This is a genomic window from Streptomyces sp. NPDC060366, assembly GCF_042725135.1.
Lineage (GTDB): Bacteria > Actinomycetota > Actinomycetes > Streptomycetales > Streptomycetaceae > Streptomyces.
On the sequence record NZ_JBHXDC010000014.1, the window covers coordinates 120,679 to 147,391 of the forward strand.

General features: G+C 70.4%; 25 protein-coding genes and 1 pseudogene. 10 read left to right on the forward strand and 16 right to left on the reverse strand.

Annotation, left to right across the window (positions count from 1 at the left end; genetic code table 11):
• Positions 1 to 61: 61 nt before the first annotated feature.
• Positions 62 to 724 carry an alpha-ketoglutarate-dependent dioxygenase AlkB family protein gene (locus tag ACFWHU_RS28840; protein ID WP_385791675.1) on the forward strand — a complete coding sequence of 221 codons (663 nt, stop codon included), beginning with the start codon at positions 62 to 64 and terminating at the stop codon, positions 722 to 724.
• A 42-nt stretch (positions 725 to 766) separates the two neighbouring features.
• On the opposite strand, the gene ACFWHU_RS28845 is transcribed toward ACFWHU_RS28840, so the two are convergent.
• From ACFWHU_RS28845 to ACFWHU_RS28905, 13 genes are all read right to left on the reverse strand, one after another.
• The gene (locus ACFWHU_RS28845) at positions 767 to 1,036 is read right to left on the reverse strand and encodes a GlsB/YeaQ/YmgE family stress response membrane protein (RefSeq protein ID WP_385791676.1); all 270 of its coding nucleotides are present in this window, start codon (positions 1,034 to 1,036) and stop codon (positions 767 to 769) included.
• A 258-nt stretch (positions 1,037 to 1,294) separates the two neighbouring features.
• Complete coding sequence (locus ACFWHU_RS28850) at positions 1,295 to 1,687, reverse strand: YccF domain-containing protein (RefSeq protein WP_385791677.1); 393 nt, start codon at positions 1,685 to 1,687, stop codon at positions 1,295 to 1,297.
• Entirely contained in the window at positions 1,684 to 2,547 is an 864-nt protein-coding gene (gene htpX / locus ACFWHU_RS28855) for a zinc metalloprotease HtpX (protein ID WP_385791678.1), read from the reverse strand. Before htpX ends, ACFWHU_RS28850 begins: the two co-directional genes overlap by 4 nt.
• Before the next feature lie 188 nt (positions 2,548 to 2,735).
• A complete protein-coding gene (locus ACFWHU_RS28860; protein WP_387228358.1) occupies positions 2,736 to 4,331 on the reverse strand; it encodes an NADH-quinone oxidoreductase subunit N in 1,596 nt (531 codons plus the stop codon).
• Complete coding sequence (locus ACFWHU_RS28865) at positions 4,328 to 5,908, reverse strand: NuoM family protein (RefSeq protein ID WP_385791773.1); 1,581 nt, start codon at positions 5,906 to 5,908, stop codon at positions 4,328 to 4,330. The genes ACFWHU_RS28860 and ACFWHU_RS28865 overlap by 4 nt, the downstream gene beginning before the upstream one ends.
• Positions 5,909 to 5,935: 27 nt before the next feature.
• The gene (locus tag ACFWHU_RS28870) at positions 5,936 to 7,939 is read right to left on the reverse strand and encodes an NADH-quinone oxidoreductase subunit L (protein WP_387228360.1); all 2,004 of its coding nucleotides are present in this window, start codon (positions 7,937 to 7,939) and stop codon (positions 5,936 to 5,938) included.
• A complete protein-coding gene (gene nuoK, locus ACFWHU_RS28875; RefSeq protein ID WP_385791684.1) occupies positions 7,936 to 8,343 on the reverse strand; it encodes an NADH-quinone oxidoreductase subunit NuoK in 408 nt (135 codons plus the stop codon). Before nuoK ends, ACFWHU_RS28870 begins: the two co-directional genes overlap by 4 nt.
• Positions 8,343 to 8,903 carry an NADH-quinone oxidoreductase subunit J gene (locus ACFWHU_RS28880; RefSeq protein WP_387228363.1) on the reverse strand — a complete coding sequence of 187 codons (561 nt, stop codon included), beginning with the start codon at positions 8,901 to 8,903 and terminating at the stop codon, positions 8,343 to 8,345. Before ACFWHU_RS28880 ends, nuoK begins: the two co-directional genes overlap by 1 nt.
• The gene (locus ACFWHU_RS28885; RefSeq protein ID WP_385791688.1) at positions 8,900 to 9,490 is read right to left on the reverse strand and encodes a NuoI/complex I 23 kDa subunit family protein; all 591 of its coding nucleotides are present in this window, start codon (positions 9,488 to 9,490) and stop codon (positions 8,900 to 8,902) included. The genes ACFWHU_RS28880 and ACFWHU_RS28885 overlap by 4 nt, the downstream gene beginning before the upstream one ends.
• Positions 9,491 to 10,459 carry an NADH-quinone oxidoreductase subunit H gene (locus ACFWHU_RS28890; RefSeq protein ID WP_387228366.1) on the reverse strand — a complete coding sequence of 323 codons (969 nt, stop codon included), beginning with the start codon at positions 10,457 to 10,459 and terminating at the stop codon, positions 9,491 to 9,493.
• Complete coding sequence (locus ACFWHU_RS28895) at positions 10,456 to 11,616, reverse strand: NADH-quinone oxidoreductase subunit C (RefSeq protein ID WP_387228368.1); 1,161 nt, start codon at positions 11,614 to 11,616, stop codon at positions 10,456 to 10,458. Before ACFWHU_RS28895 ends, ACFWHU_RS28890 begins: the two co-directional genes overlap by 4 nt.
• Entirely contained in the window at positions 11,616 to 12,263 is a 648-nt protein-coding gene (locus tag ACFWHU_RS28900) for an NADH-quinone oxidoreductase subunit B (RefSeq protein WP_385791693.1), read from the reverse strand. The genes ACFWHU_RS28895 and ACFWHU_RS28900 overlap by 1 nt, the downstream gene beginning before the upstream one ends.
• Positions 12,254 to 12,655, reverse strand: coding sequence for an NADH-quinone oxidoreductase subunit A (locus ACFWHU_RS28905; RefSeq protein ID WP_023539403.1), 402 nt, complete (start codon positions 12,653 to 12,655; stop codon positions 12,254 to 12,256). The genes ACFWHU_RS28900 and ACFWHU_RS28905 overlap by 10 nt, the downstream gene beginning before the upstream one ends.
• A gap of 310 nt (positions 12,656 to 12,965) precedes the next feature.
• Here ACFWHU_RS28905 and ACFWHU_RS28910 point away from each other — a divergent pair, with 310 nt between their 5' ends.
• The 6 genes from ACFWHU_RS28910 to rarD all read left to right on the forward strand — a co-directional run bounded on the left by ACFWHU_RS28910 (position 12,966) and on the right by rarD (position 21,040).
• Entirely contained in the window at positions 12,966 to 14,174 is a 1,209-nt protein-coding gene (locus ACFWHU_RS28910; protein WP_385791695.1) for a sensor histidine kinase, read from the forward strand.
• A 161-nt stretch (positions 14,175 to 14,335) separates the two neighbouring features.
• Positions 14,336 to 15,652 carry a sensor histidine kinase gene (locus ACFWHU_RS28915; RefSeq protein WP_385791696.1) on the forward strand — a complete coding sequence of 439 codons (1,317 nt, stop codon included), beginning with the start codon at positions 14,336 to 14,338 and terminating at the stop codon, positions 15,650 to 15,652.
• Positions 15,653 to 15,842: 190 nt separating this feature from the next.
• The gene (locus ACFWHU_RS28920) at positions 15,843 to 16,514 is read left to right on the forward strand and encodes a response regulator transcription factor (RefSeq protein ID WP_078075602.1); all 672 of its coding nucleotides are present in this window, start codon (positions 15,843 to 15,845) and stop codon (positions 16,512 to 16,514) included.
• A gap of 295 nt (positions 16,515 to 16,809) precedes the next feature.
• Complete coding sequence (locus ACFWHU_RS28925) at positions 16,810 to 18,792, forward strand: 2-oxoacid:acceptor oxidoreductase subunit alpha (RefSeq protein WP_385791699.1); 1,983 nt, start codon at positions 16,810 to 16,812, stop codon at positions 18,790 to 18,792.
• Entirely contained in the window at positions 18,785 to 19,843 is a 1,059-nt protein-coding gene (locus ACFWHU_RS28930) for a 2-oxoacid:ferredoxin oxidoreductase subunit beta (protein WP_385791701.1), read from the forward strand. Before ACFWHU_RS28925 ends, ACFWHU_RS28930 begins: the two co-directional genes overlap by 8 nt.
• 171 nt (positions 19,844 to 20,014) lie before the next feature.
• Entirely contained in the window at positions 20,015 to 21,040 is a 1,026-nt protein-coding gene (gene rarD, locus ACFWHU_RS28935) for an EamA family transporter RarD (protein WP_387228372.1), read from the forward strand.
• Here the strand turns inward: rarD and ACFWHU_RS28940 are convergent.
• Positions 20,977 to 22,431, reverse strand: coding sequence for an MFS transporter (locus tag ACFWHU_RS28940; protein ID WP_387228407.1), 1,455 nt, complete (start codon positions 22,429 to 22,431; stop codon positions 20,977 to 20,979). The genes rarD and ACFWHU_RS28940 overlap by 64 nt on opposite strands.
• A gap of 123 nt (positions 22,432 to 22,554) precedes the next feature.
• On the opposite strand from ACFWHU_RS28940, the gene ACFWHU_RS28945 reads away from it, so the two are divergent.
• From ACFWHU_RS28945 to ACFWHU_RS28955, 3 genes and pseudogenes are all read left to right on the forward strand, one after another.
• Positions 22,555 to 23,079, forward strand: coding sequence for a winged helix-turn-helix transcriptional regulator (locus ACFWHU_RS28945; RefSeq protein WP_387228374.1), 525 nt, complete (start codon positions 22,555 to 22,557; stop codon positions 23,077 to 23,079).
• Between the two features lie 98 nt (positions 23,080 to 23,177).
• Positions 23,178 to 23,636 (forward strand): VOC family protein, encoded by a 459-nt coding sequence (locus ACFWHU_RS28950; RefSeq protein ID WP_385791707.1) that lies wholly within the window; start codon positions 23,178 to 23,180, stop codon positions 23,634 to 23,636.
• Positions 23,637 to 23,790: 154 nt separating this feature from the next.
• A pseudogene (locus ACFWHU_RS28955) lies at positions 23,791 to 24,765 on the forward strand (M28 family metallopeptidase); the annotation flags it as partial.
• A gap of 33 nt (positions 24,766 to 24,798) precedes the next feature.
• On the opposite strand, the gene ACFWHU_RS28960 reads toward ACFWHU_RS28955, so the two are convergent.
• The gene (locus ACFWHU_RS28960; protein WP_387228376.1) at positions 24,799 to 25,758 is read right to left on the reverse strand and encodes an ABC transporter permease; all 960 of its coding nucleotides are present in this window, start codon (positions 25,756 to 25,758) and stop codon (positions 24,799 to 24,801) included.
• Positions 25,745 to 26,695, reverse strand: coding sequence for an ATP-binding cassette domain-containing protein (locus ACFWHU_RS28965; RefSeq protein ID WP_385791711.1), 951 nt, complete (start codon positions 26,693 to 26,695; stop codon positions 25,745 to 25,747). Before ACFWHU_RS28965 ends, ACFWHU_RS28960 begins: the two co-directional genes overlap by 14 nt.
• Between the last annotated feature and the right edge of the window lie 18 nt (positions 26,696 to 26,713).

Sequence of the window (26,713 nt, forward strand, 5' to 3'; positions counted from 1 at the left end):
CGGGACGGGTGTCCATGACGTCCGTCGACGGCGACGAGGCGGCGGGAGCGGAGGTGCGGGCGTGAGCGGGGCGTTGTTTCCGCGGGGGCGGGCCGTCGTCGGGGACGGGGCCGTGCATGTGCCGGGGTGGCTGGATCCCGGGCGGCAGCGGGAGTTGGTGGAGGCCTGCCGGGAGTGGGCGCGGGGTCCGGTGCCGATGCGGCACACCACGCTGCCCAGCGGGGGCGTGATGTCCGTGCGGACGGTCTGTCTGGGGTGGCACTGGCAGCCGTACCGCTACACCCGTGCCGCCGGGGATGTGAACGGCGCGCGGGTCGCGCCGTTTCCCGAGTGGCTCGCGGAGTTGGGGCGCGCGGCGGTCGACGAGGCGTACGGCGAAGGAGCCGGGGCTCACTACGCGCCGGACACCGCGCTCATCAACTTCTACGAAGGCGCGGCCAGGATGGGCATGCACCAGGACAAGGACGAGAAGTCCCGGGCGCCCGTGGTGTCGCTGAGCATCGGTGACACCTGTGTCTTCCGCTTCGGCAACACGCGGACGCGGACGCGTCCTTATACGGATGTCGAGTTGGCGTCCGGTGATCTCTTCGTCTTCGGCGGGCCGTCCCGGCTCGCGTTCCACGCCGTCCCCAAGGTGTATCCGGGGACGGCCGACCCGGCGAGCGGGATGCGCGCCGGGCGGCTGAACATCACATTGCGCGAGACCGGGCTCGTCGGGGAATGACGCGCGCCGGCGGGCGGCGGGCGGTCATCGGGCGGCGGGCTTTCAGCGGGAGCGGGAGTGGCCGAAGAGGAGGCGGTAGAGGATCAGCAGCACCAGTGAGCCGCCGATCGCCGCCGCCCAGGTGGCACCGTCGTAGAAGTCGGTGGTGATCTCGCGGTCCAGCCAGCGGGACGATATCCAGCCGCCGATGAAGGCACCGGCGATGCCGATGAGGGTCGTGCCGACCAGACCGCCCGGGTCCCGGCCGGGCAGCAGGATCTTGGCGACGGCTCCGGCGAGGAGTCCGAGGACGAGCCAGCCGATGATGGTCATGCCGTGGGCCTGCCTTTCGTGCGGTGCTCCGCGACCTGCGGTGTTCGGTGCGGGTAGTGCCGTGATCTGTACGGGAAGACGCCCGGAGGGCGCGGCGCGGTTGCGGAGCACGTCTCACGGTGGGCGGCTGGACAGCCATGAGCGGCCCGACGGGTCAACTACCCCGCTTCGGGCCGGACATACGTGAAGGCCGGCAGGCCACAGCGTTGCCGGGCCTGCCGCCGGGGTCCTACGACGTGCCGTACGGCACGGCTGGGGTCACCAGCCCGCGAACGTCTGGTCCGTCCGGACGATCTCGCGGCCGAAGGGCAGCAGGGAGACGGGGATCAGCTTGAAGTTCGCGAGGCCGAGCGGGATGCCGATGATCGTCACGCACAGGGCGATCCCGGTGAAGATGTGGCCGAGGGCGAGCCACCAGCCCGCGAGAACCAGCCACAGCACATTCGCGACGAACGAGGGTGATCCGGCGTCGCGGCGCTCCACCGTCGTGTAGCCGAACGGCCACAGCGCGTAGATCGCGATCCGGAACGCGGCGATGCCGAAGGGGATGCCGATGACCGTGATGCACAGGAGCAGTCCCGCGAACATGTAACCGAGGAACAGCCAGAAGCCACTGAAAACGAGCCAGATGATGTTGAGGATTGTCTTCATGGGCGTCGACCTGCCATCTGCTCTAGTCGGGCGATGCGCTCCGCCATCGGCGGATGCGTGGAAAACAGTTTCGACACACCCTGCCCGGGCCGGAACGGATTGGCGATCATCAGATGGCTCGCCGTCTCGATTCGTGGCTCTGGCGGCAACGGCAGCTGTTTCGTACCTGCTTCAAGCTTACGCAAGGCGCTGGCGAGGGCCAACGGATCACCGGTGAGCTGGGCGCCCGCCGCGTCCGCCTCGTACTCCCGGGAACGGCTCACCGCGAGCTGGATCACCGAGGCGGCCAGCGGGCCGAGGATCATCACCAGCAGCATGCCGACGAGGCCGGGGCCCTCGTCGTCGTCCGAGCGGCCGATGGGGATGAGCCAGGCGAAGTTCACCAGGAACATCACGACCGAGGCGAGGGCGCCGGCGACCGACGAGATCAGGATGTCGCGGTTGTAGACATGGCTCAGCTCGTGGCCGAGGACTCCGCGCAGCTCCTGCTCGTCCAGGATCTGGAGGATGCCGTCCGTACAACAGACGGCCGCGTTACGGGGGTTGCGGCCCGTGGCGAACGCGTTGGGGGCCTGCGTCGGCGAGATGTAGAGCCGTGGCATCGGCTGGCGCGCGGTCGTGGAGAGTTCGCGCACGATGCGGTAGAGCTTCGGCGCCTCGAACTCGCTGACCGGGCGGGCGCGCATGGCGCGCAGCGCCAGCTTGTCGCTGTTCCAGTACGCGTACGCGTTGGTGCCCAGGGCGACGACGACCGCGACGATCAGCCCCGTCCGGCCGAAGACGCTGCCGATGACGATGATGAGTGCGGACAGTCCCCCGAGGAGTGCGGCGGTCCTCAACCCGTTGTGCCGGCGGTGCACGGAACGCCCTCCAAATCATGCGGCAGGGGAACCCTCTACGTGACGTCGCTCCACTCTCCAGTGGACCCTTACTCACTGGTCAACGCCAGGCGAGGGTCACGGGTTCCCTGGCGCGCCCGCACGGGGCCGTACGCCGTACGGGTGGCGGTGGGGGGCGGGTGAGGCGGGCTCCTCGCGGGGCGCGTGCCTCAGAAGAGGCTTACGGCCGCGAAGCGCAGGACCAGCTGGGGCGCTCCCGACAGGGCGATGCCCACGGCGGTGGTCAGGCCGATCGCGGCGAGTATCGGGGCGGGGGCGCGGTGGCCCGCCAGGGGGCCGACTGGCTGGGGGGCGGGTCCGGCGGCCGGGGGCGTCGGACCGGCCTCGGAGGCGCCCTCCTCGGCCGTCTCCGGGGCGCGGAAGAGGACGGCCGTCCACTGAAGGTAGTAGTAGAGCGCGATGACGACATTGACGCTCATCACGACGGCCAGCCAGCCGAGTCCCGCGTCCACGGCCGAGGAGAAGACCGTGACCTTCGCGAAGAGGCCGACGACACCGGGCGGCAGTCCGGCCAGGCAGAGCAGGAAGAAGCCCATGGCGAGGGCGACGAGCGGGCGCTCGGAGGCGAGGCCGCGGTAGTCCGCGAGACGGTTCAGGGGCTTCGTACGGGCCACCAGGGCGGCGACGGCGAAGGCGCCGAGGTTCACGACGGCGTACATCAGGGCGTACGCGACGGTGGAGCCGATCTGGTCCGTGCCCGCGTACGCTGCCGCCGCGATCGGCACCAGGAGATAGCCGGCCTGGGCGACGGACGACCATGCGAGGAGGCGTACCGCGCTCCACGCGCGCGTGGCCGACTGGCGCAGGGCGGCGACGTTGCCGACGGTCATGGTGAGCGCGGCGAGTACCGCGACGACCGGGCCCCATACGTCGGAGTGGCTCGGGAAGGCGATGACCGTCACCAGGATCAGGCCGGAGAATCCGACGGCCTTGCTGACGACGGACAGGTACGCGGCGATGGGCAGGGGCGCGCCGACGTAGGTGTCGGGGACCCAGAAGTGGAAGGGCGCGGCGGCGGCCTTGAAGGCGAAGCCGACGAGGGTGAGGGCGACTCCGGCCGAGGCGAGGGTTTCGAGCGTCCCGGGGACGTCGTCGAGCCGGGTGGCGATCTCGGTGAGGTGCAGGGTGCCGGTGGTGGCGTACACGAAGCTGACGCCCAGCAGCATGACGGCGGTGGCCGCCACGGAGGAGAGGAAGAACTTGAGCGCCGCCTCGGAGGACAGCCGGTCGCCGCGCTTGAGGCCGACCAGCGCGAAGGCGGGGAGGGTGGCGACTTCGAGGGCGACGACGAGGGTCGCGAGGTCGCGCGCGGCGGGCAGGAGGGCGGCGCCGGCCGCCGAGGAGAGCAGCAGGAACCAGAACTCGCCCGCCGGGAGCTTCTTGGCGCCGCTGAGTTCGGTGACGGAGAGCAACGCGGTGAGCAGTGCGCCGCCGAGCACCAGGAGCTGGATGACGAGGGTGAAGTGGTCGGCGGTGTAGCTGCACACGTCGGCGTCCGACGTCAGGCAGAAGGTGGACCGGTCGCCCGCGCGGATGGGGATCAGCAGGAGGAGCGCGGCGGCGAGGCCGGCGACGGAGAGGACGCCGAGGAGCGGCTTGCGGCGTTCCGGGACGAACAGGTCGGCGATCAGGACGACGAGCGCGACGACGGCGGTGAGGGCCGGGGGCGCGATCGCGAGCCAGTCGACGGACTGGACGAGGCTGGCGGCGCTGTCGGCGGCGCCCTGGGCAGCGGCCACGGTCACGACTTGCCTCCTGCGAGAAGCTTCTGCACGGCCGGGTCGGTGAGGCCGAGGAGGACGGCGGGCCAGAGGCCGGCGAGGACGGTGAGGGCGACGAGCGGGGTCCAGGCGGCGAGTTCGTAGCCCTGGACGTCGGCGAGTTCGGGCAGCGGGTCGCGCTGTTCCTTCGGCTCGGTGATCTGCTGGGGGTGCGCGCCCATGCAGACGCGGCGGACGACGATCAGCAGGTACGCGGCGGTGAGCAGCGTGCCGAAGCAGGCGATCGCCGTGAAGGTGACGAAGGCGGGGCGGCTGAGGCCGTCGGCGGGGTCGAAGGCGCCGAACATCGCGAGCATCTCGCCCCAGAATCCGGCGAGGCCGGGCAGGCCTAGCGAGGCGACGGCGGCGAAGGCGAGGAGGCCGCCGAGGCGCGGGGCGCGGCCGTACAGCGCCGCGCCGGTGGCGCCGGCGAGGGTGTCGAGGTCGGCGGTGCCGTAGCGGTCCTTGAGCGCTCCCACCAGGAAGAAGAGCAGGCCGGTGATGAGGCCGTGGGCGACGTTGGCGAAGAGCGCGCCGTTGACGCCGGTGGGGGTCATGGACGCGATGCCCAGGAGCACGAAGCCCATGTGGCCGACGGAGGAGTACGCGATGAGGCGCTTGAGGTCGCCGCCCGCGCCCTGCCGGGCGAGCGCGAGACAGGCCAGGGAGCCGTAGATGATGCCGACGACGGCGAGGGCGGCGAGGTACGGCGCGAAGGTCCGCATCCCGTCGGGCGCGATCGGCAGGACGATACGGACGAACCCGTACGTACCCATCTTGAGCAGGACCCCGGCGAGGAGGACGGATCCGACGGTCGGGGCGGCGGTGTGGGCGTCCGGGAGCCAGCTGTGGAACGGCCACATCGGGGTCTTGACCGCGAGTCCGATCCCGATCGCCAGAACGGCGGTGACCTGCACGAACGAACTCAGCCCACGGCCGTTGTCAGTGGCGAGTGCCACCATGTCGAATGTGCCCGCGTGCAGACCGACGAGCAGCAGGCCGAGCAGCATGACCACGGAGCCGAGCAGCGTGTAGAGGATGAACTTCCAGGCGGCGGCCTGCCGCGCGTCACCGCCCCAGCGGGCGATGAGGAAGTACATGGGGATGAGCACCATCTCGAAGGCCAGGAAGAACAGCAGCAGGTCGAGGACGGCGAAGGTCGCGAGGGTGCCGGATTCGAGGACGAGCAGCAGGGCGACGAAGGCCTTCGGGGAGGGGCCCGTCGGGGGCTTGAAGTAGCTGTAGAGGGCGCAGAGGAAGGTCAGCAGCGCGGTCAGGACCAGAAGGGGGAGAGAGATGCCGTCGACGCCGAGATGGATCCGCACGTCGAGTGCGGCGATCCAGCTGATGTCCGTCGTGGCCTGCATCCTCGACGGCTGGTCGTGGTCGAAGCCGAGCGCCAGGACGATCGCGGCGATGAGGATCGCGCCGGTCACGGTCACGCCGTGGCGCAGTACGGCCTGGTCGGGGCCGGTGCCGCGGAGTCCGGGCGGGGCGGGGAGCAGCGCCGCCGCCGCGCCCAGAAGGGGGGCGGCGACGATGAACGCGAGAAGGAACTGCATCACGGACGGGCTGATATCGATCACGGCTCACGCTCCGGCGGCGACGAGTACGGCGGCGATCGCCAGGACGACCGTTCCGGCGAGCAGGGCGCCCAGGTAGGTCTGCACATTGCCGGTCTGCGCGCCGCGTACTGCGGCGCCGAGCCAGCGTGTGCCGGTGCCCGCCCCGCGTACGTAGGTGTCGACGACCTCGCGGTCGAGGAAGCGGACCAGCCGGGCCGCGCCCTGGACCGGGCGTTGGAAGAGGGTGCGGTAGACGGCGTCCAGGTGGAAGCCGGCGGCGGCGTGCGGGTGGAGCCTGCCGAGCAGAAGCCGGCCGGGGTCGGCGGGGTCGGGGGCCGAGGCGATGTTGCCGTAGGCGGCGGTGTGGCTGGCCATGGCCTCGACCTCGGAGAGGGCGGGTTCGGCGTCCGGGTGCGCGGCGACGGCGCCCATCGGGGTGCGGGCGGCGAGCGCCGTGGTGTGGCTCCAGCTGCCGTAGGTGATCAGTCCGCCGACGAGCGCGACGCCGGTGCCGAGTACGGAGGTGGTGAGCGTCGGGGTGAGGCTGTGGGCGTCCAGCCAGGGGGCGATGACGCCGACGGTCAGGCCGAAGGCGAGCGAGGGGACGGCGAGGACCCACAGGACGGCGTTCATCGAGAGGGGCTGCTTGCCGTGGTCGGCGGCCTCGACGCCCCGGCCCCGGAAGGCGAGGAGCCACAGGCGCGTCGCGTAGGCGGCGGTGAGGAGTGCGGTGAGCAGGCCGGCGACCAGCACGGTCCAGCCGGCGATGTCCGGGGCGATGTCCGACTTGCCGAGCGCGGTGTGCTCGGCGGCGACGAGGACGGCTTCCTTGGAGAAGAAGCCGGCGAACGGGGGGATGGCGGCGAGCGCGAGGAGCGCGATCGTCATCGTCCAGTAGGCGTCGGGGACGCGTTTGGCGAGGCCGCCCATCCGGGACATGGCGGCGAGCGAGTTGGTGCCGGCGGCGTGGATGATCACGCCGGCACCGAGGAACAGGAGCGCCTTGAAGGCGCCGTGCGAGATGAGGTGGAAGACGGCCGCGCCCCGGTCGCCGACGGCCAGCGCGCCCGACATGTAGCCGAGTTGGCCGATGGTCGAGTAGGCGAGGACGCGTTTGATGTCGTCCTGCGCGAGGGCGGCGAGCGCCGAGCCGACCATGGTGATCGCGGCCAGCACGGCGAGCACCACGAGGGCAGCCGCGGAGGCGGCGAAGACGGGGAGGAGACGGGCCACGAAGTAGATACCGGCGGCGACCATCGTCGCCGCGTGGATCAGCGCGGAGACGGGGGTGGGGCCGGCCATCGCGTCGGGCAGCCAGGTGTGCAGCGGGAATTGGGCCGACTTGCCCGCGACACCGGCGATCAGCAGCAGGGCGATCAGGGTGGGGTGGTCGAGCCCGTTGTCCGCGACGGACTGAAGAACGCCGGTGATCCGGAACGTGCCGGTGTCGACGGCGAGCGCGAACAGGCCGAGCAGGAAGGGGACATCGCCGAGCTTGGTGACGAGGAAGGCCTTCAGGGAGGCGGCGCGGGCCTCGGGCGTCTCCCAGTAGTGGCCGACGAGGAAGTACGAGCAGATGCCCATGATCTCCCAGCCGACCAGCAGCACCATCAGGTCGCCGGAGTAGACGACGAGCAGCATCGCGGAGGTGAAGAGGGAGACGAGAGCGGCGTACGAGGGGTAGCGCGGGTCGGCGCGCAGATAGCCCGTCGAGTAGATCTGCACGCATGTCGCGACGACCGCGACGAGGATCGCCACGAGGGCGGCGAAGCCGTCGATGTACAGAGCGAGGTCGATCGGGACCGAGCCGGTCGGGGTGAGCTGGGTCGCTGCGTCGATCGGTGCGCCGGTGCCGTGTCCGTCGCTCTGGCGTACGGCGACGATCGCGGCGAGCACGGCGGCGGCGAGCGGCGGCAGCACGGCCAGGGGCCGGACGAATCCGGGGGCCTTGCGGCCGAGGAGCAGTCCGGCGACCGCGCCGAGGAACGGCAGCAGCGGGACGAGGACGGCGAGGGTGGTCGTGGTCACGCGGTGGCCTCAGCATTCTTTGCCGGGGCGCCGGCTTCGGCTCGGGCTTCGGCGGACCCGGCCGCGACGGACCGGGCCGCGGCCTCGTCGGTCGCGTCGCTCTCGACGCTGTCGCGGAGCCGGTCGACGTCCGAGGTGCCGCGGTTGCGGTAGACCATCAGGACGATCGCCAGGCCGATGCCGATCTCGGCGGCGGCGATGGCGATCACGAAGAGGGTGAGGGCCTGGCCCGCGTGCAGGGTGTCGCGCAGCCATACGTCGAAGGCGACGAGGTTGAGATTGACGGCGTTGAGCATCAGCTCGACGGACATGAGCACGAGGATCGCGTTGCGGCGGGCGAGCACCCCGTACAGACCGGTGCAGAAGAGCAGCGCCGCGAGGACGGCGGGATAGGCGAGATGCATCAGCGCTGCTCCTTGCCGCGAGCGGCCTCGCTCTTGCGGGACAGGACGATCGCGCCGATGAGCGCGGCGAGCAGCAGGACGGAGAGTGCTTCGAAGGGCAGGACCCAGTGCCGGAAGAGGAACTGGCCGGTCACCCCGGTGGACCCCTGGGCGGGGCCGTCGAGATCGATCCAGGTCGTACGGAACGCGTCCACGACCACCCACACCAGCGCGACGGCGGCGGTGAGCGCCACCGCGAGCGCGACCCACCGGTTCTCCGAGTCCGCGTCGGGGGAACGGCCGATGGGCGCCTTCGTCAGCATCAGCCCGAACAGAAGGAGGACGACGACGGAACCGACGTAGATCAGGACCTGCACCCAGGCGATGAACTCGGCCGTCAGCAGCAGGTATTCGACGGCCAGGCCGCCGAGTGTCACGACGAGCCAGAGCGCGGCGTGCACCAGCTGCTTGGTGGTGACGGTGATGACGGCCGCGCCGAGGGTGACGAGACCGACGAGGAGAAAGGCGATCTCGACGCCGGTCGGGGACAGGAAGCCGTGGCCGGCCGCGAGGGGGGTCACTCGTCGGCCTCCCGCTCCTGGGGGGCCGCGGCGGCCTCTGGGGCTTCCGCCGCTGCCGCTGCTTCCGCCGCCGCGAGTTTGTCGGCCGTCTTGCGGGCGGCGCCGATCTCCTTCGGCTCCTCGGCACGGGGGTCGAGGGCGGGCGGGGCCGGCACGGTCCACATCCATTCGCGGAGTTTGTCGCGCTCATGGGTGAGTTCGAGGATGTCCGTCTCGGCGTACTCGAACTCCGGTGACCAGAAGAGCGCGTCGAAGGGGCAGACCTCGATGCAGATACCGCAGTACATGCAGAGCGAGAAGTCGATGGCGAACCGGTCGAGGACGTTCCGGCTGCGCTCACGGCCGCCGGGGGCGGTGGCGGGGAGGGTCTCCTTGTGGGAGTCGATGTAGATGCACCAGTCGGGGCACTCACGGGCGCAGAGCATGCAGACCGTGCAGTTCTCCTCGAACAGTCCGATCACGCCCCGGCTGCGGGGCGGGAGTTCGGGCTGGGTGTCCGGGTACCGCGCGGTGACCGACTTCCTGGTCATCGTACGAAGCGTGACGGCCAGCCCCTTGGCCAGGCCGCTGCCGGGGATCGGAGGCACTTACTGGATCACCACCTTGACGATGCCGGTGAGGGCGATCTGGGCGAGGGCGAGCGGGATGAGCACGGTCCAGGCGAGCTTCTGGAGCTGGTCCTCACGGAGTCGTGGATAGCTGACGCGCAGCCAGATGACGACGAAGGCGAGGAGGAACGTCTTGAGGAGCGTCCAGAGCCAGCCGAGGTCGTCGCCGCCGAAGGGGCTGTGCCAGCCGCCGAGGAACAGGACGGTGGTCAGTCCGCACAGGACGACGATGCCCGCGTACTCGGCGAGCAGGAACAGCGCGAAGCGCAGCCCCGTGTACTCGGTGTAGGCGCCGAAGATGATCTCGGAGTCGGCGACCGGCATGTCGAAGGGAGGGCGCTGGAGTTCGGCGAGACCGGCGACGAAGAAGACGAGGGCGCCGACGATCTGCCAGGGCACCCACCACCACTCGAAGGCGTTGAGGATGCCGGGCAGGGAGACGGTGCCGGCCGCCATCGCGACGGAGGCGGCGGTGAGCAGCATCGGCAGTTCGTACGCGAGCAGTTGCGCGGCGGTACGCAGACCGCCGAGCAGGGAGAACTTGTTGGCCGAAGCCCAGCCGGCCATGAGCGAGCCGAGAACACCGACGCCCATCACGGCGAGTACGAAGAAGATTCCCGCGTCGACGACCTCGCCGACCGCGCCCTCCTGGGGGCCGATCGGGATCACGACCAGTACGAGGAGGTAGGGCAACAGGGCGACGGCCGGGGCGAGCTGAAAGATCCGCCGGTCGGCGGCGGCCGGGACGATGTCTTCCTTCTGCGCGAACTTCACACCGTCGGCGACGAGTTGGGCCCATCCGTGGAACCCGCCGACGTACATGGGTCCGAGACGGCCCTGCATATGGGCCATGACCTTGTGCTCGGTCTGCCCGACGACGAGGGGAAGGACGAGGAATGCGGCGAAGACGATGACCAACCGAATGGCGACGTCGAGCACGTCGTTCACGCGTCTCCTCCGGGTCGATCGGTGCCGGACCTGTCGCCGGACTCGGCCGGCCCGCCTTCCGGCGGGGGCTCAGCTCCGGCGTCCGGTGCCGCCTCGGGCTCGGGTTCGGGCTTCGCCCCGGTGTCCGGCGCGGGCTCCGGCTCCGCCTCCGGCGCAGGCGCGCGCTCGGGATCCGGTCCGGCTTCCGAAGCCGCCCCTGGCGGGGCCTTCGGCTCGGCTTCCGGCGTTCGCTCGGGCCGGACACCCGGCGCCGCCGCAGGCTTCGACGTCGCGTCCGGCGTCGGCGCAGCCGTCGGCTCGCCCTCCTGCGCAGGCGGCGACTTGGGCCTCGGCCCGGATTCGCCTGCGGGCGGTGAGTCCGTCACGTCCTTCGGTTCCGGTGACGAAGGGCCCTGCGACGGGTCTTCGAATGCCGGGCGGGGGTCGTGCCAAGGGGCCGACGCGGGCTTCGGGGGCGGGGGTTGCTGGGTCGCGGAGCCTTCCGTGACGCTGCGGGTGCGCCGGGGCGGGCGGTCCGACGGTGTGCGGGGGGTGCGGGCCGGGCGGGCGGGGGCCGGGGGCAGTTGGCCCTTGAGCGGGCCCCATTCGTTGGGGTCCGGTACGCCCGGCGGCAGCATCTGGCGGCGTTTGGGGCCCGTGTGGCCCGGCGCGGACTCGCCCGGCTCCTTCGCGCCCGGCCAGGCCTTCGCGACCCGGGCCGCGAGGACGAAGTCCTTGCGCAGCGGGTGGCCTTCGAAGGTCTCGGGCAGCAGCAGGTGCACCAGGTTGGGATGGTCGGTGAAGGAGATGCCGAACATTTCGTACGTCTCACGCTCGTGCCAGCCCGCGCCCGCGTAGACCCCGAGGGCCGTCGGCAGCACCGCGGCCTCGTGCGGGACCGTCGTACGGACCAACAGGCGCCGTACGGCACGGGGTTCGACCGACGCGACGTGCGCGCTGACGCGGAAGCCGGTGCCCGGTTCGTCGACGGCGCTCAGCCAGTCGAAGTACGTGCACCCCAGCGCGTCACGGGCCGTTTCGAGCGCGGTCAGCCAGGAGGCGGCCGGCACGTCGACCGTCAGGAGGTCGTACGCGCGCTCCGCCGTGGCGTCCGCGCCGAAGATCTCGGCGACGCCGTCGGGAAGCCGGTCGTACGCGTCCGAAGTCGCCGAAGTCATCAGGCGTTCTCCCCCGGCGTCGGCGGCGCCGAATCCGGCGTCGGGGGCGCCGCGACCAGCCCGCTGCGCAGCGCGGCCGTGCTGGGCCGGTGGCCCTTCGAGCCGTAACGCTCGCCCAGCGACTCGCGGGAGATCTTCTCCTGGAGCTTGAGGATTCCCTGGAGCAGCGCCTCGGGCCGCGGCGGGCAGCCCGGTACGTAGACGTCGACCGGGATGATCTGGTCGACGCCCTTCGTGACGGAGTACGAGTCCCAGTACGGGCCGCCGCAGTTGGAGCAGGCGCCGAAGGAGATCACGTACTTGGGCTCGGGCATCTGCTCGAACAGCCGCTTCACCGCCGGCGCCATCTTGTCCGTCACCGTGCCGGACACGACCATCAGGTCGGCCTGGCGCGGGCCCGGCGCGAGGGGGATGACTCCGAGCCGGATGAAGTCGTGACGGGCCATCGACGCGGCGATGAACTCGATGGCGCAGCAGGCGAGTCCGAAGTTGAAGACCCAGAGGCTGTAGCGGCGGCCCCAGTTGAGGACCACCTTCATCGGCTCGGGCGCCAGGCGGGAGAGCACGCCCAGGCGTTGCGGGTCGGGCAGTGCGACCGGCGCGGCCGTCGAGGCGGCGGCTGCCGGAGCGGCGGGGGTCACGTCCATTCCAGGACGCCCTTCTTCCATGCGTAGAGCAGTCCTACGGCCAGGAAGCCGAGGAAGATGAACATCTCGACGAGCGTCGTCGCGCCGTACCCCGGAGCCGCGAAGACCGTCGCCCACGGGAAGAGGAAGATCGAGTCGACGGCGAAGATGACGTACAGGAAGGCGTAGACGTAGTAGCGGACCTGGGTGTGTGCCCAGCCCTCGCCCACCGGGTCGACGCCGCATTCGTACGTAAGCAGCTTCTCGGGCGTCGGTACCACCGGCCGCAGCAGTCGGCCCGCCCCGAAGGCCACGGCGACGAAGAGCACGCCGACGACCGCGAGAAGTCCGACCACCGAATAGCTCTGGAAGTACTCCGACGCGAGAACGGTCGGTTCCGGCACGTCCGTCACCCGCCCCTCGCTCCGCCGATCGGTGTTCCTGGATCTGGTCCGTGATCTGTACGCACGGGAGTCTAGGCCCTGCTAAAGGGACCGTAAGCAGTCGGTCGCGCATCAGTCATGGCGGGGTCATGCGTGGGTCCCACACCGGTCCGCGTACGGGTCGGCGTACGCGTCGGCACGCGGCCCGCGCACGGACGCCGCGCCGAGCGGCACACCCGCTGGTCGCACCGGTCATAGGGGGGTGGTGGGGTTATCCCTACCGACGCTCCCCCAGCCACCCCATGGCGTGCGCCCCCGCGGCCGTGCAGGCTTGGACCTTATGACCGCCCGCAACAGCTTCACCGACGACGACCGGCCGCCGCCGGCCCGTCTCGCCCTCGACCGGTACACCTGGAAGGAGATCGCCCATCTCCTCGCCAATCTCCCGGTGTCGATCGCCGGTTTCGTCTATGTCGTGTTCGTCGTGCCCACCGGCGTCGTCCTGTCCGTCACCGTGATCGGTCTGCCCTGGCTGGCCGGGGGCCTGGCCGGTGCCCGGCTGCTCGGCAGGGCCGAACGGGCACGGGCGCGCGCCCTGCTGGGGGTCAGGATCGACGAGCCGAGCCCGCTGCGCGGCCGGAGCCGCGAGGAGCGGCGCGCACGCGGTACCGACGGGTTCTTCTCCTGGTTGTGGACGAGCCTGAAGGACCCGGTGGGCTGGCGCACCGCGCTGTACGAGTTCATCCGGCTGCCCTGGGGGATCCTGACCTTCACGATCACCACGGTGAGCTTCTTCCTTCTCTGGCCGGTGCTGCCGCACATCGTGCGCGGGCTCACGAACGCCGACCGGGCCATGGTGCGCGGGCTGCTCTCACCGTCCGACGAGTTGGAGAGCCGGATCGCGGAACTGGAGTCGGACCGGGGCGTCGTGGTGGACACGGCCGCCGCCGATCTGCGCCGTATCGAGCGTGACCTGCACGACGGGGCGCAGGCCCGTCTGGTCGCTCTCGCCATGGGTCTCGGCCTCGCCAAGGAGAAGCTGCTGGCGGACCCGGAGGCGGCGGCGAGCATGGTGGACGAGGCGCACGGCGAGGTGAAGCTGGCCCTTCAGGAGCTGCGCGACCTGGCGCGCGGGATCCACCCTGCCGTCCTCACCGACCGTGGCCTGGACGCGGCGCTCTCCTCCGTCGCCTCCCGCTGCACCGTCCCGGTCAAGGTCGACGTCGAGCTGGACGAGCGGCCGGCGGCGGCCATCGAGGGCATCGCGTACTTCACCGTCTCGGAACTCCTCCAGAACGTCAGCAAGCACAGCGGTGCGCGGATGGCCGGTGTCGAGGTGTGGCGGACGAAGGACAGGCTGCTGATCCAGGTCCAGGACGACGGGCGCGGGGGTGCGCGGCTGGACGGCGGGACCGGTATGTCGGGGCTGGCCGAGCGCCTGGGCGCGGTCGACGGGCTCTTCGTGCTCGACTCGCCGGTCGGCGGTCCGACGGTCGTCACGGCCGAACTTCCGTGGCGGAAGCGGGAGCGCGAGCGCGAGGCGTCCTGACGCCCAACCCCCGTGTGCGGGACGTAAAACCGCACCATGGGGGTGGGGAAAACCCCAGGGTGAAGACGGATACACCCCTCATGGTGCGGGCGCTGCCGGCGGACGAGCATAGAGATACGACATGAAGCACGACCGCCCCCGCTCGCAGAACGGACGACTCGATGGCCACGGATTACGGCATGCGGACACAGCCACAGCGCCACACCCTTCCTCCGGCACTGCGCGCTCCGTTCACGGGCCGCACCTGGAAGGAGTTCGTCTATCTCCTTCTCAACCTTCCGATGGGCATCCTCTTCTTCGTCTACACGGTCACGACGATCTCGGTCAGTGCGGGGCTCCTCGTGACCTTCCTCGGCATTCCGCTGCTGGCCGCCGCGCTCATCGGCTGCCGGGCCCTGGGAGCCGTCGAGCGGACGAGGGCGCGGGCCCTGCTCGGTCTGGACGTCGCGAGCCCGCTGCCCGTGCGCGGGGAGAAGTCCGGTCTGATGTCGTGGGTCGGCGCGGTCCTGAAAAGCGGGGTGTCCTGGCGGCATCTGCTCTACGGGATCCTGCACTTCCCGTGGGCGCTGTTCTCCTTCATCGTGTCCGTGACCTTCACGGTCACCGGCTGGAGCCTCTTCCTCTACCCGCTGTGGCAGTGGGTCTTCCCCGAGCACACGAATCAGGACGGCATCGCGCTCTTCAGTGACGGCACGAACGACTTCTATCTGGACACCCCGTTCGAGATAGCCGCGACCAGCGTGGTCGGTCTCGTCTTCGTCCTCGCGTCGCCGTGGCTGATCCGTGGGATGACCGGTGTGGACCGGCTGATGGTCGCCGGGCTGCTCGGCCCGTCCAAGCTGGCGACGCGCGTCTCCGAGCTGGAGTCGGACCGGGGCGTCGTGGTGGACACGGCCGCCGCCGATCTGCGCCGGATCGAGCGTGACCTGCACGACGGGGCGCAGGCCCGGCTGGTGGCCCTGGCCATGGACCTGGGGCTGGCGAAGGAGAAGCTGCTGGCGGACCCGGAGGCGGCGGCGCGGATGGTCGACGAGGCCCACGGCGAGGTCAAGGTCGCGCTTCAGGAGCTGCGCGACCTGGCGCGGGGCATCCACCCGGCGGTCCTCACCGACCGTGGCCTGGACGCGGCGCTCTCCTCCGTCGCCTCCCGCTGCACGGTTCCGGTCCAGGTGGAGGTCGACCTGGAGTCCCGCCCGGCGGCCGCCATCGAGGGCATCGCGTACTTCACCGTCTCGGAGCTCCTCCAGAACGTCAGCAAGCACGCCCGCGCGAGCCGCGCCTCGGTGGACGTGTGGCGGATGGAGGACCGGCTGATGCTCCAGGTCTCGGACGACGGCCGGGGCGGCGCCAACACCTCGTCGGGCAGTGGCCTGGCGGGGCTCGCGGAGCGGCTCGACGCGGTGGACGGGATCCTGGTGGTCGACTCGCCGGCCGGCGGTCCCACGACGGTGACGGCGGAGCTGCCCTGGCGGAAGTGACGCCCCGAACGGATAACAGACGCATATGCGGCTGCGGCGCACCGGACATCGTCCGGTGCGCCGAAGTCGTGTCTTCCAGTTTGATCAGTTCCGGGTCAGTGCGCCCCGCGCCGATACGAATACTGGGATGCTGGAGCCGCAGCGCGGGCGCGGAGCGCGTACGCATATTCGACATGGGGGCGACACGGTCGTGGAGGACAGAGTACGAGTGGTCATCGCCGAGGATTCGGTGCTCCTGCGGGAGGGCCTGACCCGGCTGCTGACCGATCTCGGGCATGACGTGGTCGCCGGTGTCGGGGACGGCGAGGCGCTGATCAAGACCGTCGGCGACCTGGCCCGGGAGGGCGCGGCGCCGGACGTGGTGGTGGCCGACGTACGTATGCCGCCGACCCACACCGACGAAGGTGTCCGGGCCGCGGTCCAGCTGCGGAAGGACCATCCGGGGATCGGCGTGCTCGTGCTGTCCCAGTACGTGGAGGAGCAGTACGCGACCGAACTGCTCGCGGGCAGCAGCCGGGGCGTGGGCTATCTGCTCAAGGACCGGGTGGCCGAGGTCCGGGAGTTCGTGGACGCGGTCGTACGGGTGGCCAGGGGCGGCACCGCGCTGGACCCCGAGGTGGTCGCGCAGCTGCTCGGCCGGAGCCGTAAGCAGGACGTGCTGGTCGGTCTGACCCCCCGGGAGCGCGAGGTTCTGGGTCTGATGGCGGAGGGCCGGACGAACTCGGCGATCGCCAGACAGCTGGTCGTGAGCGACGGCGCGGTGGAGAAGCACGTCAGCAACATCTTCCAGAAGCTGGGGCTCTCACCTAGTGACGGAGATCACCGCCGAGTGCTGGCCGTGCTGACGTATCTCAACTCCTGACGGAGCCGGCCGAACGACCGGTGCCACGGCCATGGCGCCCGGCGCTGCGGTCATGTATCGGACAGGCAAAGGGTCCTAGTCCAAAAGACTGAGTTCGAATCGGCACAGATCAGGATGAACACAGAGCGCCCGGGGGCGGAGAAAACATGGCAAATTGCCACAGCGAAGCGTCTCAGAACGACGTCCAGTATGCGAGCGGTCCAAGGAAGGCGACCCTTACCGACGTAGGGTGGCTTCCGGGTGTTCCGGTCGCGCCGGTCAGCCACAGCAGCCGCCTCGAAGGAGGTCCAGTTCAGTGACCAGCCAGGTCAGTAGCCCAGCCGAGCGTGCCGACGAGGCTGACGACGCGAGCGAATCCGTCGTCGGCGAACAGCGCATCGTGTCCGACGCGTCAGACGTGCCGGGCGCGCCCGGTGTGCCCGCCGAGAAGGAAGTCCGCCGTCTGGACCGGGTGATCATCCGTTTCGCGGGTGACTCCGGTGACGGTATGCAGCTGACGGGTGACAGGTTCACCTCGGAGACCGCGTCGTTCGGAAACGACCTGTCGACTCTGCCGAACTTCCCCGCCGAGATCCGCGCACCCGCAGGCACCCTGCCGGGCGTGTCCTCGTTCCAGCTGCACTTCGCCGACCACGACATCCTCACCCCCGGTGACGCGCCGAACGTGCTGGTCGCGATGAACCCGGCCGCGCTCAAGGCGAACATCGGCGACGTGCCGCGCGGCGCCGACATCATCGTCAACACGGACGAATTCACCAAGCGCCCCATGGCGAAGGTCGGCTACCTGACCTCGCCGCTGGAGGACGGGTCACTGGAGGCGTACCAGCTCCACCCCGTCCCGCTGACGACGCTGACGATCGAGGCGCTGAAGGAGTTCGGGCTCTCCCGCAAGGAGGCCGAGCGTTCGAAGAACATGTTCGCGCTGGGTCTGCTGTCGTGGATGTACCACCGGCCCACCGAGGGCACGGAGAGCTTCCTGCGGACGAAGTTCGCGAAGAAGCCGAACATCGCCGAGGCCAACGTGGCCGCGTTCCGCGCGGGCTGGAACTTCGGCGAGACGACCGAGGACTTCGCGGTCAGCTACGAGGTCGCCCCCGCCACCAAGGCGTTCCCGACCGGCACGTACCGCAACATCTCCGGGAACCTGGCGCTGTCGTACGGGCTGATCGCCGCCGCCCACCAGGCGGATCTGCCGCTGTACCTCGGTTCGTACCCGATCACCCCGGCGTCCGACATCCTCCACGAGCTGTCCCGCCACAAGAACTTCGGTGTCCGCACCTTCCAGGCGGAGGACGAGATCGCCGCCATCGGCGCGGCGCTCGGCGCGTCCTTCGGCGGCTCCCTCGCCGTGACGACGACCTCCGGGCCCGGTGTGGCCCTGAAGTCGGAGACGATCGGTCTGGCGGTGTCGCTGGAGCTGCCCCTGCTGGTGGTGGCGATCCAGCGCGGCGGGCCCTCGACCGGTCTGCCGACCAAGACCGAACAGGCCGACCTGCTCCAGGCGATGTACGGGCGCAACGGCGAGGCGCCGGTGCCGATCGTCGCCCCGCGCACCCCGGCGGACTGCTTCGACGCGGCCATCGAGGCCGCCCGGATCGCGATCACCTACCGCACACCGGTCTTCCTGCTCTCCGACGGCTACCTCGCCAACGGCTCCGAGCCGTGGCGGATCCCCGAGCCGGACGAACTGCCGGACCTGGGCGTGCAGTTCGCGTCGGGGCCCAACCATCAGCTGGCCGACGGCACGGACGTCTTCTGGCCGTACAAGCGTGACCCGCACACCCTGGCCCGCCCGTGGGCCGTGCCCGGCACGCCCGGTCTCGAACACCGCATCGGCGGCATCGAGAAGCAGGACGGCACGGGCAACATCTCCTACGACCCGGCCAACCACGACTTCATGGTCCGCACCCGCCAGGCCAAGATCGACGGTATCGAGGTGCCGGACCTCGTCGTGGACGACCCGGACGGCGCGCGCACGCTGGTGCTGGGCTGGGGCTCCACGTACGGCCCGATCACCGCGGCCGTCCGCCGGCTGCGCACCAACGGTCACCCGATCGCGCAGGCGCATCTGGGCAACATCAACCCCTTCCCGAGGAATCTGGGCGAGGTGCTGAAGCGTTACGACAAGGTCGTGGTGCCGGAGATGAACCTGGGTCAGCTCGCCACACTGCTGCGGGCGAAGTACCTCATCGACGCGCACTCCTACAACCAGGTCAACGGCATGCCGTTCAAGGCCGAACAGCTCGCCACGGCTCTCAAGGAGGCCATCGATGCCTGAGGTCAACGAGCTGCTTTCCCTCGTCCCCAAGGCCGAGGCCAAGCAGTCCATGAAGGACTTCAAGTCCGACCAGGAAGTCCGCTGGTGCCCCGGCTGCGGTGACTACGCCGTGCTGGCCGCCGTCCAGGGCTTCATGCCGGACCTCGGGCTGGCCAAGGAGAACATCGTGTTCGTGTCCGGGATCGGCTGCTCCAGCCGCTTCCCGTACTACATGAACACCTACGGCATGCACTCCATCCACGGACGCGCGCCGGCCATCGCCACCGGGCTCGCCTCCTCGCGCCGCGATCTCTCCGTCTGGGTCGTCACCGGTGACGGCGACGCGCTGTCCATCGGCGGCAACCACCTCATCCACGCGCTGCGGCGCAACGTCAACCTCAAGATCCTGCTGTTCAACAACCGGATCTACGGGCTGACGAAGGGCCAGTACTCGCCCACCTCCGAGGTCGGCAAGATCACCAAGTCGACGCCGATGGGCTCGCTGGACGCGCCCTTCAACCCGGTGTCGCTCGCGATCGGCGCGGAGGCGTCCTTCGTGGCCCGGACCGTCGACTCCGACCGCAAGCACCTCACGAGCGTGCTGCGCCAGGCGGCCGACCACCCGGGCACGGCGCTCGTCGAGATCTACCAGAACTGCAACATCTTCAACGACGGTGCCTTCGAGGCGCTGAAGGACAAGGAGCGGGCTCAGGAGGCGGTCATCCGCCTGGAGCACGGTGAGCCGATCCGGTTCGGAATCGACAACTCCAAGGGCGTCGTACGGGACCCGGCGACCGGCGATCTCGTCGTCGTACAGGTGACGGCGGACAACGAGCACCAGATCCTGGTGCACGACGCGCACGCCGCCAGCCCCACGACGGCGTTCGCGCTCTCGCGGCTCGCCGACCCGGACACCCTGCACCAGACGCCGATCGGTGTCCTGCGCAGCGTCCAGCGGCCGGTCTACGACACGCTGATGAACGAGCAGCTCGACACGGCCGTCGAGCGGTACGGCAAGGGCGACCTGTCGCAACTGCTCGCCGGCAACGACACGTGGACGGTCGTCGGCTGACCCGCCCACACGTCCGTACGTCCCGGGGCCCGGATCTCGTCCTCCACGAGATCCGGGCCTCGTCGTTTCGCGTGTGAACCGGTGTCATGACCGTATGGCGATACGGACATGACAGCCCGGCCCGCCCGGCGCTACCTTCGTCGAACTGATGTGTGCGGTTCGGGAGGGCCAGTGAAGTCGGAAGGCGAGCAGCGCGCGGGATTGCTGTACGGGATCGGTGCCTACGGCATGTGGGGTCTGGTCCCCCTCTTCTGGCCGCTGCTGAAGCCCTCCGGCGCGGTCGAGATCCTGGCCCACCGGATGGTGTGGTCGCTGGCCGTCGTGGTGATCGCGCTGCTCGTGGTGCGCCGCTGGGCGTGGATACGGGAGTTGCTGGGCGAACCGCGCAAGCTCGGCCTGCTCGTGGTCGCCGCCACCGTGATCAGCGTCAACTGGGGCCTGTACATCTGGTCGGTCAACACCGGCCATGTCGTGGAGGCGTCCCTCGGCTACTTCATCAACCCCCTCGTCACCATCGCCATGGGTGTCCTGCTCCTCAAGGAGCGGCTGCGGCCCGCGCAGTGGGCGGCGGTCGGCGTCGGCCTCACCGCCGTACTGGTGCTGGCGATCGGGTACGGGCAGCCGCCCTGGATCTCGCTCACGCTGGCGTTCTCGTTCGCGACGTACGGCCTGGTGAAGAAGAAGGTCAACATCGGCGGTCTGGAGTCGCTGGCCGCCGAGACCGTGATCCTGTTCGTGCCCGCGCTCGGCTATCTGGTCTGGCTCGGGGCCTCCGGGGACGCCACGTTCGGACCGGAGGGGGCGGGGCACGCCGCGCTGCTGGCGGCCACCGGTGTGGTGACCGCCGTGCCGCTGGTGTGCTTCGGGGCGGCGGCGATACGCGTGCCGCTGTCGACGCTGGGGCTGTTGCAGTATCTGGCGCCCGTCTTCCAGTTCCTGCTGGGCGTCCTCTACTTCCACGAGGCGATGCCGGCCGAGCGGTGGGCCGGCTTCGCGCTGGTGTGGGCGGCGCTGACGATCCTGACGTGGGACGCGCTGCGGACGGCCCGGCGTACGAGGGCGACGGCGGAGGCGCTGCGGCGGGCGGACGCGAGGTCGAAGGCGAAGGCCGAAGCCGAGGCCGTGATCCGCGCTCAGTCGCCGGACGTGGTGAAGGCCGTGGGGCGGGCCGGGACGGGGACGTCGTCCGGGGAGTGAGGACCGTGCGGCTTCGGGAGCCTCCGGGGCCGTAGCCCCGTCGCCACGACCAGCAGTCCCAGCACCACCATCACCACCGGCACCACCAGCGCCGCCCGGAAGGCGCCCAACTCCCCATCCGCGCCTGTCGTCGAGGCCAGTCCGTACACGGCCGTCACCGCCGAGATACCGATCGCCGAACCGAACTGCGTCGACGTGTACAGCAGCCCGCTCGCCAGACCTTGCTCCTCCGGCGCGACACCGTCCGTCGCCGCGATCGACAGCGGCCCGTACGCCAACGCGAACGCGACGCCCGTCAGGATCAGTGTGGGGGCCATCAGAGCGAACGACCAGTCCGCGCCGACCGGCAGGAACAGCGCGTACGCCACGGTCGCCGCCGCGAAACCGCCCAGCGCCACCCGTGTGTTGCCGAACCGGTTGACCAGGACGGGCGTGAGGGTCGGGGCGAGGATCGCGTCGAGGCCCATCAGGGCCAGCGCGAGCGAGGTCTCCAGCGACGACCAGCCGCGCAACTCCTGGAGGTAGAGCGTCGCCATGAACTGGAAGCCGAAGAAGGACCCGAGGAACAGCATCGCGCCCAGATCCGCGCGGACCATCGACGCCTTCCGGAAGATCGCGAGGCGCACCAGCGGGACGGGCGAGCGGCGTTCGACGGTGACGAAGACGTACACCAGCAGCAGTCCGACGGCGAACGCCCCCACCGTCAGCGGCCAGCCGGCACCACCGTGCTCCAGCCGTACGACCCCGACGGCCAGCAACAGCATCGCGCCCGCCGCCGCGGCGGCCCCCGGCAGGTCGAAGCCGCTCGGCGTCTTCTCGGGTGCCGCGGCGGCCTCGGTACGCGGCAGCAGCTTGAGCGCGGCGATCAGAATGGCACCCGCGAGCAGTACGGGGGCGAAGAACACCCAGCGCCAGCCGATCTGCGTCAGCAGACCGCCGATGACCATGCCGAGCGAGAAGCCGCCGGCCGCCGTACCGGCGAAGACGAGCAGGGCGCGGTTGCGCTGCGGGCCCTCCTCGTAGGAGGTGGTGATGATCGACATCGCCGCCGGGGTCATGAAGGCCGCCGATACGCCGGTGACGAACCGGGCGACGAGCAGCATCCAGCCCTCGGTCGCGAAGCCGCCGAGGCCGGAGAAGAGCAGGAAGACCGTGAGCCAGACGAGGAACATCCGGCGCCGTCCAAGCAGATCGGCGGCGCGCCCGCCGAGCAAGGTGAATCCGGCGTAGCCCAGGATGTACGAGCTGATCACCCAGGCCGCGGTGCCGGTCGACAGGCCGAGGTCGGCCCGGATCGAGGGGATGGCGACGGCGAGCATCGCGATGTCGATCCCTTCGAGGAAGATCGTCCCGCTGAGGACCAGCAGCAGTGCCCAGGCCCGTGCGGACATGGCTGGGAGGGCGGGTGGCATGAGTGTCTCCTCGAACGGCACGACGGAAGAAGGGATCGGTTACTCGTTCGAGGGTCGGTTCCCTCTTGTAACCAACCTGATCCTGCGGCACGATCAGGTGCCATGGAAGAAGGCACTTCGAAGTCACCGAGGCACCCCACGGGTACCGTCACCGCGGCCACCGCTCTCGGAGCCGTCGCCGTGAGCGCCGCCGCCGTCACCGCCACCTCGCGCTGCGACTACGGAGACGCGGACCCCTTCCAGTGGGACACCCGCGAGGACTGCGAGGTACGGCAGATCCTCGACCGGATCGGCGACAAGTGGTCGCTGCTGGTCATCGCCCTGCTCGATGTGAGCACGATGCGCTTCACCGAACTGCGCCGGGAGATCGACGGCATCAGCCAGCGCATGCTGACGGTGACCCTGCGACAGCTCGAACGCGACGGCCTCGTGAAGCGCACGGTGCATCCGGTCGTGCCGCCGCGCGTGGAGTACCGGCTGACCCCGATGGGCCGGACGCTGCACACGACGATCAACGCGCTGGTGATCTGGACCGAGGAGCACCAGAACCAGATCGCGGCGGCACGCGAGGACTACGACAGGCGCGCGGCGGAGGCGGCGGCAGAGGCAGAGGCGGCGGCGCTCTGACGGTCGCCCGCTCCGGCTCCGGCGTGTTCACGGCGCGAGTCTCCGAACTCCGGCGTGTTCACGGCGCGCGAGGCGAAGTGAGCGTTACGACTGGCTCCATGACCTCGCGCACCCTCCACTGGAAGCTCGTCTTCGACACGACCGACCCGCACAGCCAGGCCGACTTCTGGGCCGAGGCCCTGGGTTACGAGGTCGAGGACAACAGCCCTCTGATCGAGCGGCTGCTGGGCATCGGAGCCGTACCGATCGAGCAGACGGTCGATTCGCACGGCCGCCGGGCCTGGCTCGATCTGACCGCCGTCCGTCATCCGGACGACCCCTTCGACCCGGACACGGGCGAGGGCAGGGGCAGGCGCATCCTCTTCCAGCGCGTACCGGAGACGAAGGCCGGCAAGAACCGCGTCCACCTCGACGTACACGCCGCGGACGGCCGGCGGGCGGAGGAGGTGGCGAGGCTGGAGGGGCTGGGCGCGACGGCTCTGTACGAGGCGAACGAGCCCGGCGGCGTATGGGTGACGATGACGGACCCGGAGGGCAACGAGTTCTGCGTGCAGTAGCCAGGGGTGCCCTACAGCGGTACATGTATCCGGAGTGCGAACACCCGTGTCCGATTCCCGCTCTTGACGCTGGGTCGAGCGCGCGTTGACCATCAGCACGCATCGTGCGCACCACCTTCCGTCAGTCCCCGTACGGAATTCGGAGCCCCCACACATGAAGCTCTGCTCGCTCTCCGTTCCCGCACGTTCCGTCCTCGTCAGCGCGCTCGCGATCGGCGGGCTGCTCGCGTCCGTCGCTCCCGCCGCGACGGCGTCACCGGCCGCCACGAAGACAACGGCCACGGCGCCCGCCGCCGTCCTCGCGGCCCCCGACATATCCCTCGCCAACGTCAAGGCGCATCTCACCCAGTTCTCCTCGATAGCCGCCGCCAACGGCGGCAACCGCGCCCATGGCCGCCCCGGCTATCTGGCGTCCGTCAACTACGTGAAGGGGAAGCTGGACGCGGCCGGGTTCACCACCTCCGTACAGCAGTTCACCTCCGGCGGGCGCGTCGGCTACAACCTGATAGCCGACTGGCCCGGCGGCGACCCCAACCAGGTCGTGATGGCCGGTGCCCACCTCGACTCGGTGACATCGGGCGCCGGGATCAACGACAACGGGTCCGGCTCCGCCGCCGTACTGGAGACCGCGCTCGCGGTGTCCAGAGCCGGGCTCCAGCCGACGAAGCATCTGAGGTTCGGCTGGTGGGGCGCGGAGGAGCTGGGGCTGGTCGGCTCCCGCTACTACGCGAACAACCTGCCGTCCGCCGAGCGCGCGAAGCTCGACGGCTACCTCAACTTCGACATGATCGGTTCGCCGAACGCCGGCTACTTCGTCTACGACGACGACCCGGCCATCGAGCAGACCTTCAAGACGTACTTCGCCGGGCTCGGCGTCCCGACGGAGATCGAGACCGAGGGCGACGGCCGTTCGGACCACGCCTCCTTCATGAGCATCGGCGTACCGGTCGGCGGGCTGTTCACCGGCGCCGGACGTACGAAGACGAGCGCCCAGGCCCAGAAGTGGGGCGGCACGGCGGGCCAGGCCTTCGACCGCTGCTACCACTCGTCCTGCGACACGACGGCGAACATCAACGACACGGCGCTGGACCGCAACAGCGACGCCGTCGCCTACGCGATCTGGGAGCTGGGGACCTGACGGCCGCTCCCCCGCCGGCCGACCTCACGCACTGATGTCCTTCGCCGTGAAACGCGCCCAGGCCGCCGAGCCGAACACGGCCGCGTACACGCCCTGCAGACCGAGATTCCGCAGCACGTCGTCCCAGTAGAACGGCTCGCGGAGCAGATCGGCGAAGGACAGCCAGTAGTGCGGGAAGAGATACGGGTGAATGCCGTGCAACTGCGGGATCGTGTTCAGGATCTGCACGGTGACGACCAGCCCGACCGTCGTCGCCATGGCCGCGATCCCGCTGTTGGTGAGGGTGGAGACGAACAGGCCGAGCGCCGCGAGCCCGATCAGTGAGGCGGCGACCACCAGCGCTATCAGCAGCGCCCTGACCAGCCCTTCGCCGAAGGAGATGCGCGTGCCCGAGATCGTGGTGACCTCGCCGAGCGGGAAGAGCAGCGCGCCCACGATCAGGGCGGAGACCGCCACCGCCACGGTCGCGGCCAGGCAGAACACCAGCGTCGCCGCGTACTTGGCCAGCAGCAGCCGGGTCCGGCCCGCCGGTGCGACCAGCAGATAGCGCAGGGTGCCGGCGTTCGCCTCGCCCGCGACCGAGTCACCCGCGACGACGCCGACCGCCATCGGGAGGAAGACCGGCAGCGTCGCGGCGAGCGCGGCGAAGACGAGGAACAGCCCGTTGTTGGTGATCTGGGTGAGGAAGGCCGGGCCTCCCTGTCCCCCACCGCCGCCGACCGAACCGCCGTCGCCCGTCTCGATCTTGATGGCGATGCCGATCAGGACCGGTACGGCGGCCAGCACGCCCAGCAGCGCGAGGGTGCGCCAGCGGCGGAAGGTGGTGGTCAGCTCGGAGCGGAGGAGTCCGAACGTCCAGAGCGGCGATACGGCGCGAGCGGCGACGGTGCGCGGGCCCGCGTCCGTGCCGGTACCTGTGCCTGTGCCTGTGCCTGTGCCTGTGGCCGTACCGGCGTCCGTACCCACGTCATCAACCCGCGACATCGAATCCCTCCCCGGTCAGCGCCACGAACGCGTCCTCCAGCGATGCCCGCTCGACCCCGAAGGCCCGTACGCGCACTCCCGCCCGTACCAGCCCCGCGTTCAGCTCCGCCGGTTCGGCCGGCTCCCCCTCGCCGGACACCGGCAGCTCCCCGGTCACCCTGTCCCCGGCCACGGTCACATCGGTGACCCCCAGCTCCTTCAGCACCCGCGCCGCGTCCCCCGGATCGGGCGTCGTGACCGCCAGCCGGCCGCGGGTGCCCGCCGCCAGCTCGGCGACCGTTCCCTGGGTCAGCAGCCGCCCGCGCGCCATCACGGCCGCGTGCGTACACACCTGCTCGATCTCGTCCAGCAGGTGCGAGGAGAGGAAGACCGTCGTCCCGTCCCCCGCCAGCTCCCGCACGAGCGCCCTGATCTCGCGCATGCCCTGCGGGTCGAGCCCGTTCGTCGGCTCGTCGAGCACCAGGAGTCTGCGGGGCTGGAGCAGCGCGGCGGCGAGCGCGAGACGCTGTTTCATGCCGAGCGAGTACGCCTTGGCCTTCTTGCCGCCCGCCGCCGTCAGCCCGACCCGCTCCAGGGCCCCGGCCACCCGGGCCCGGCGGGTGCGCGGGTCGGCGGTGGGGTCGGCGGAGTCGTACCGCAGGAGATTGTCGCGGCCGTTCAAGTACCCGTACAGCGCGGGCCCTTCGATCAGCGCGCCCACCTGGGGCAGTACGGCCCCGGCGGCGCGCGGCATGGCGCGGCCGAGGACCGACGCGGTGCCCGCTGTCGGTTCGATCAGGCCCATCAGCATGCGGATGGTGGTGGTCTTGCCGGAGCCGTTGGGTCCGAGGAATCCGAAGACGCTGCCGGCGGGCACGGCGAGGTCGAGTCGGTCGACCGCGAGCTGCCCGCCCCGGTAGCGCTTGCTGAGCCCGCGTGTCTCTATGACGACGGTCATCCCACGCCCATCCCTTCT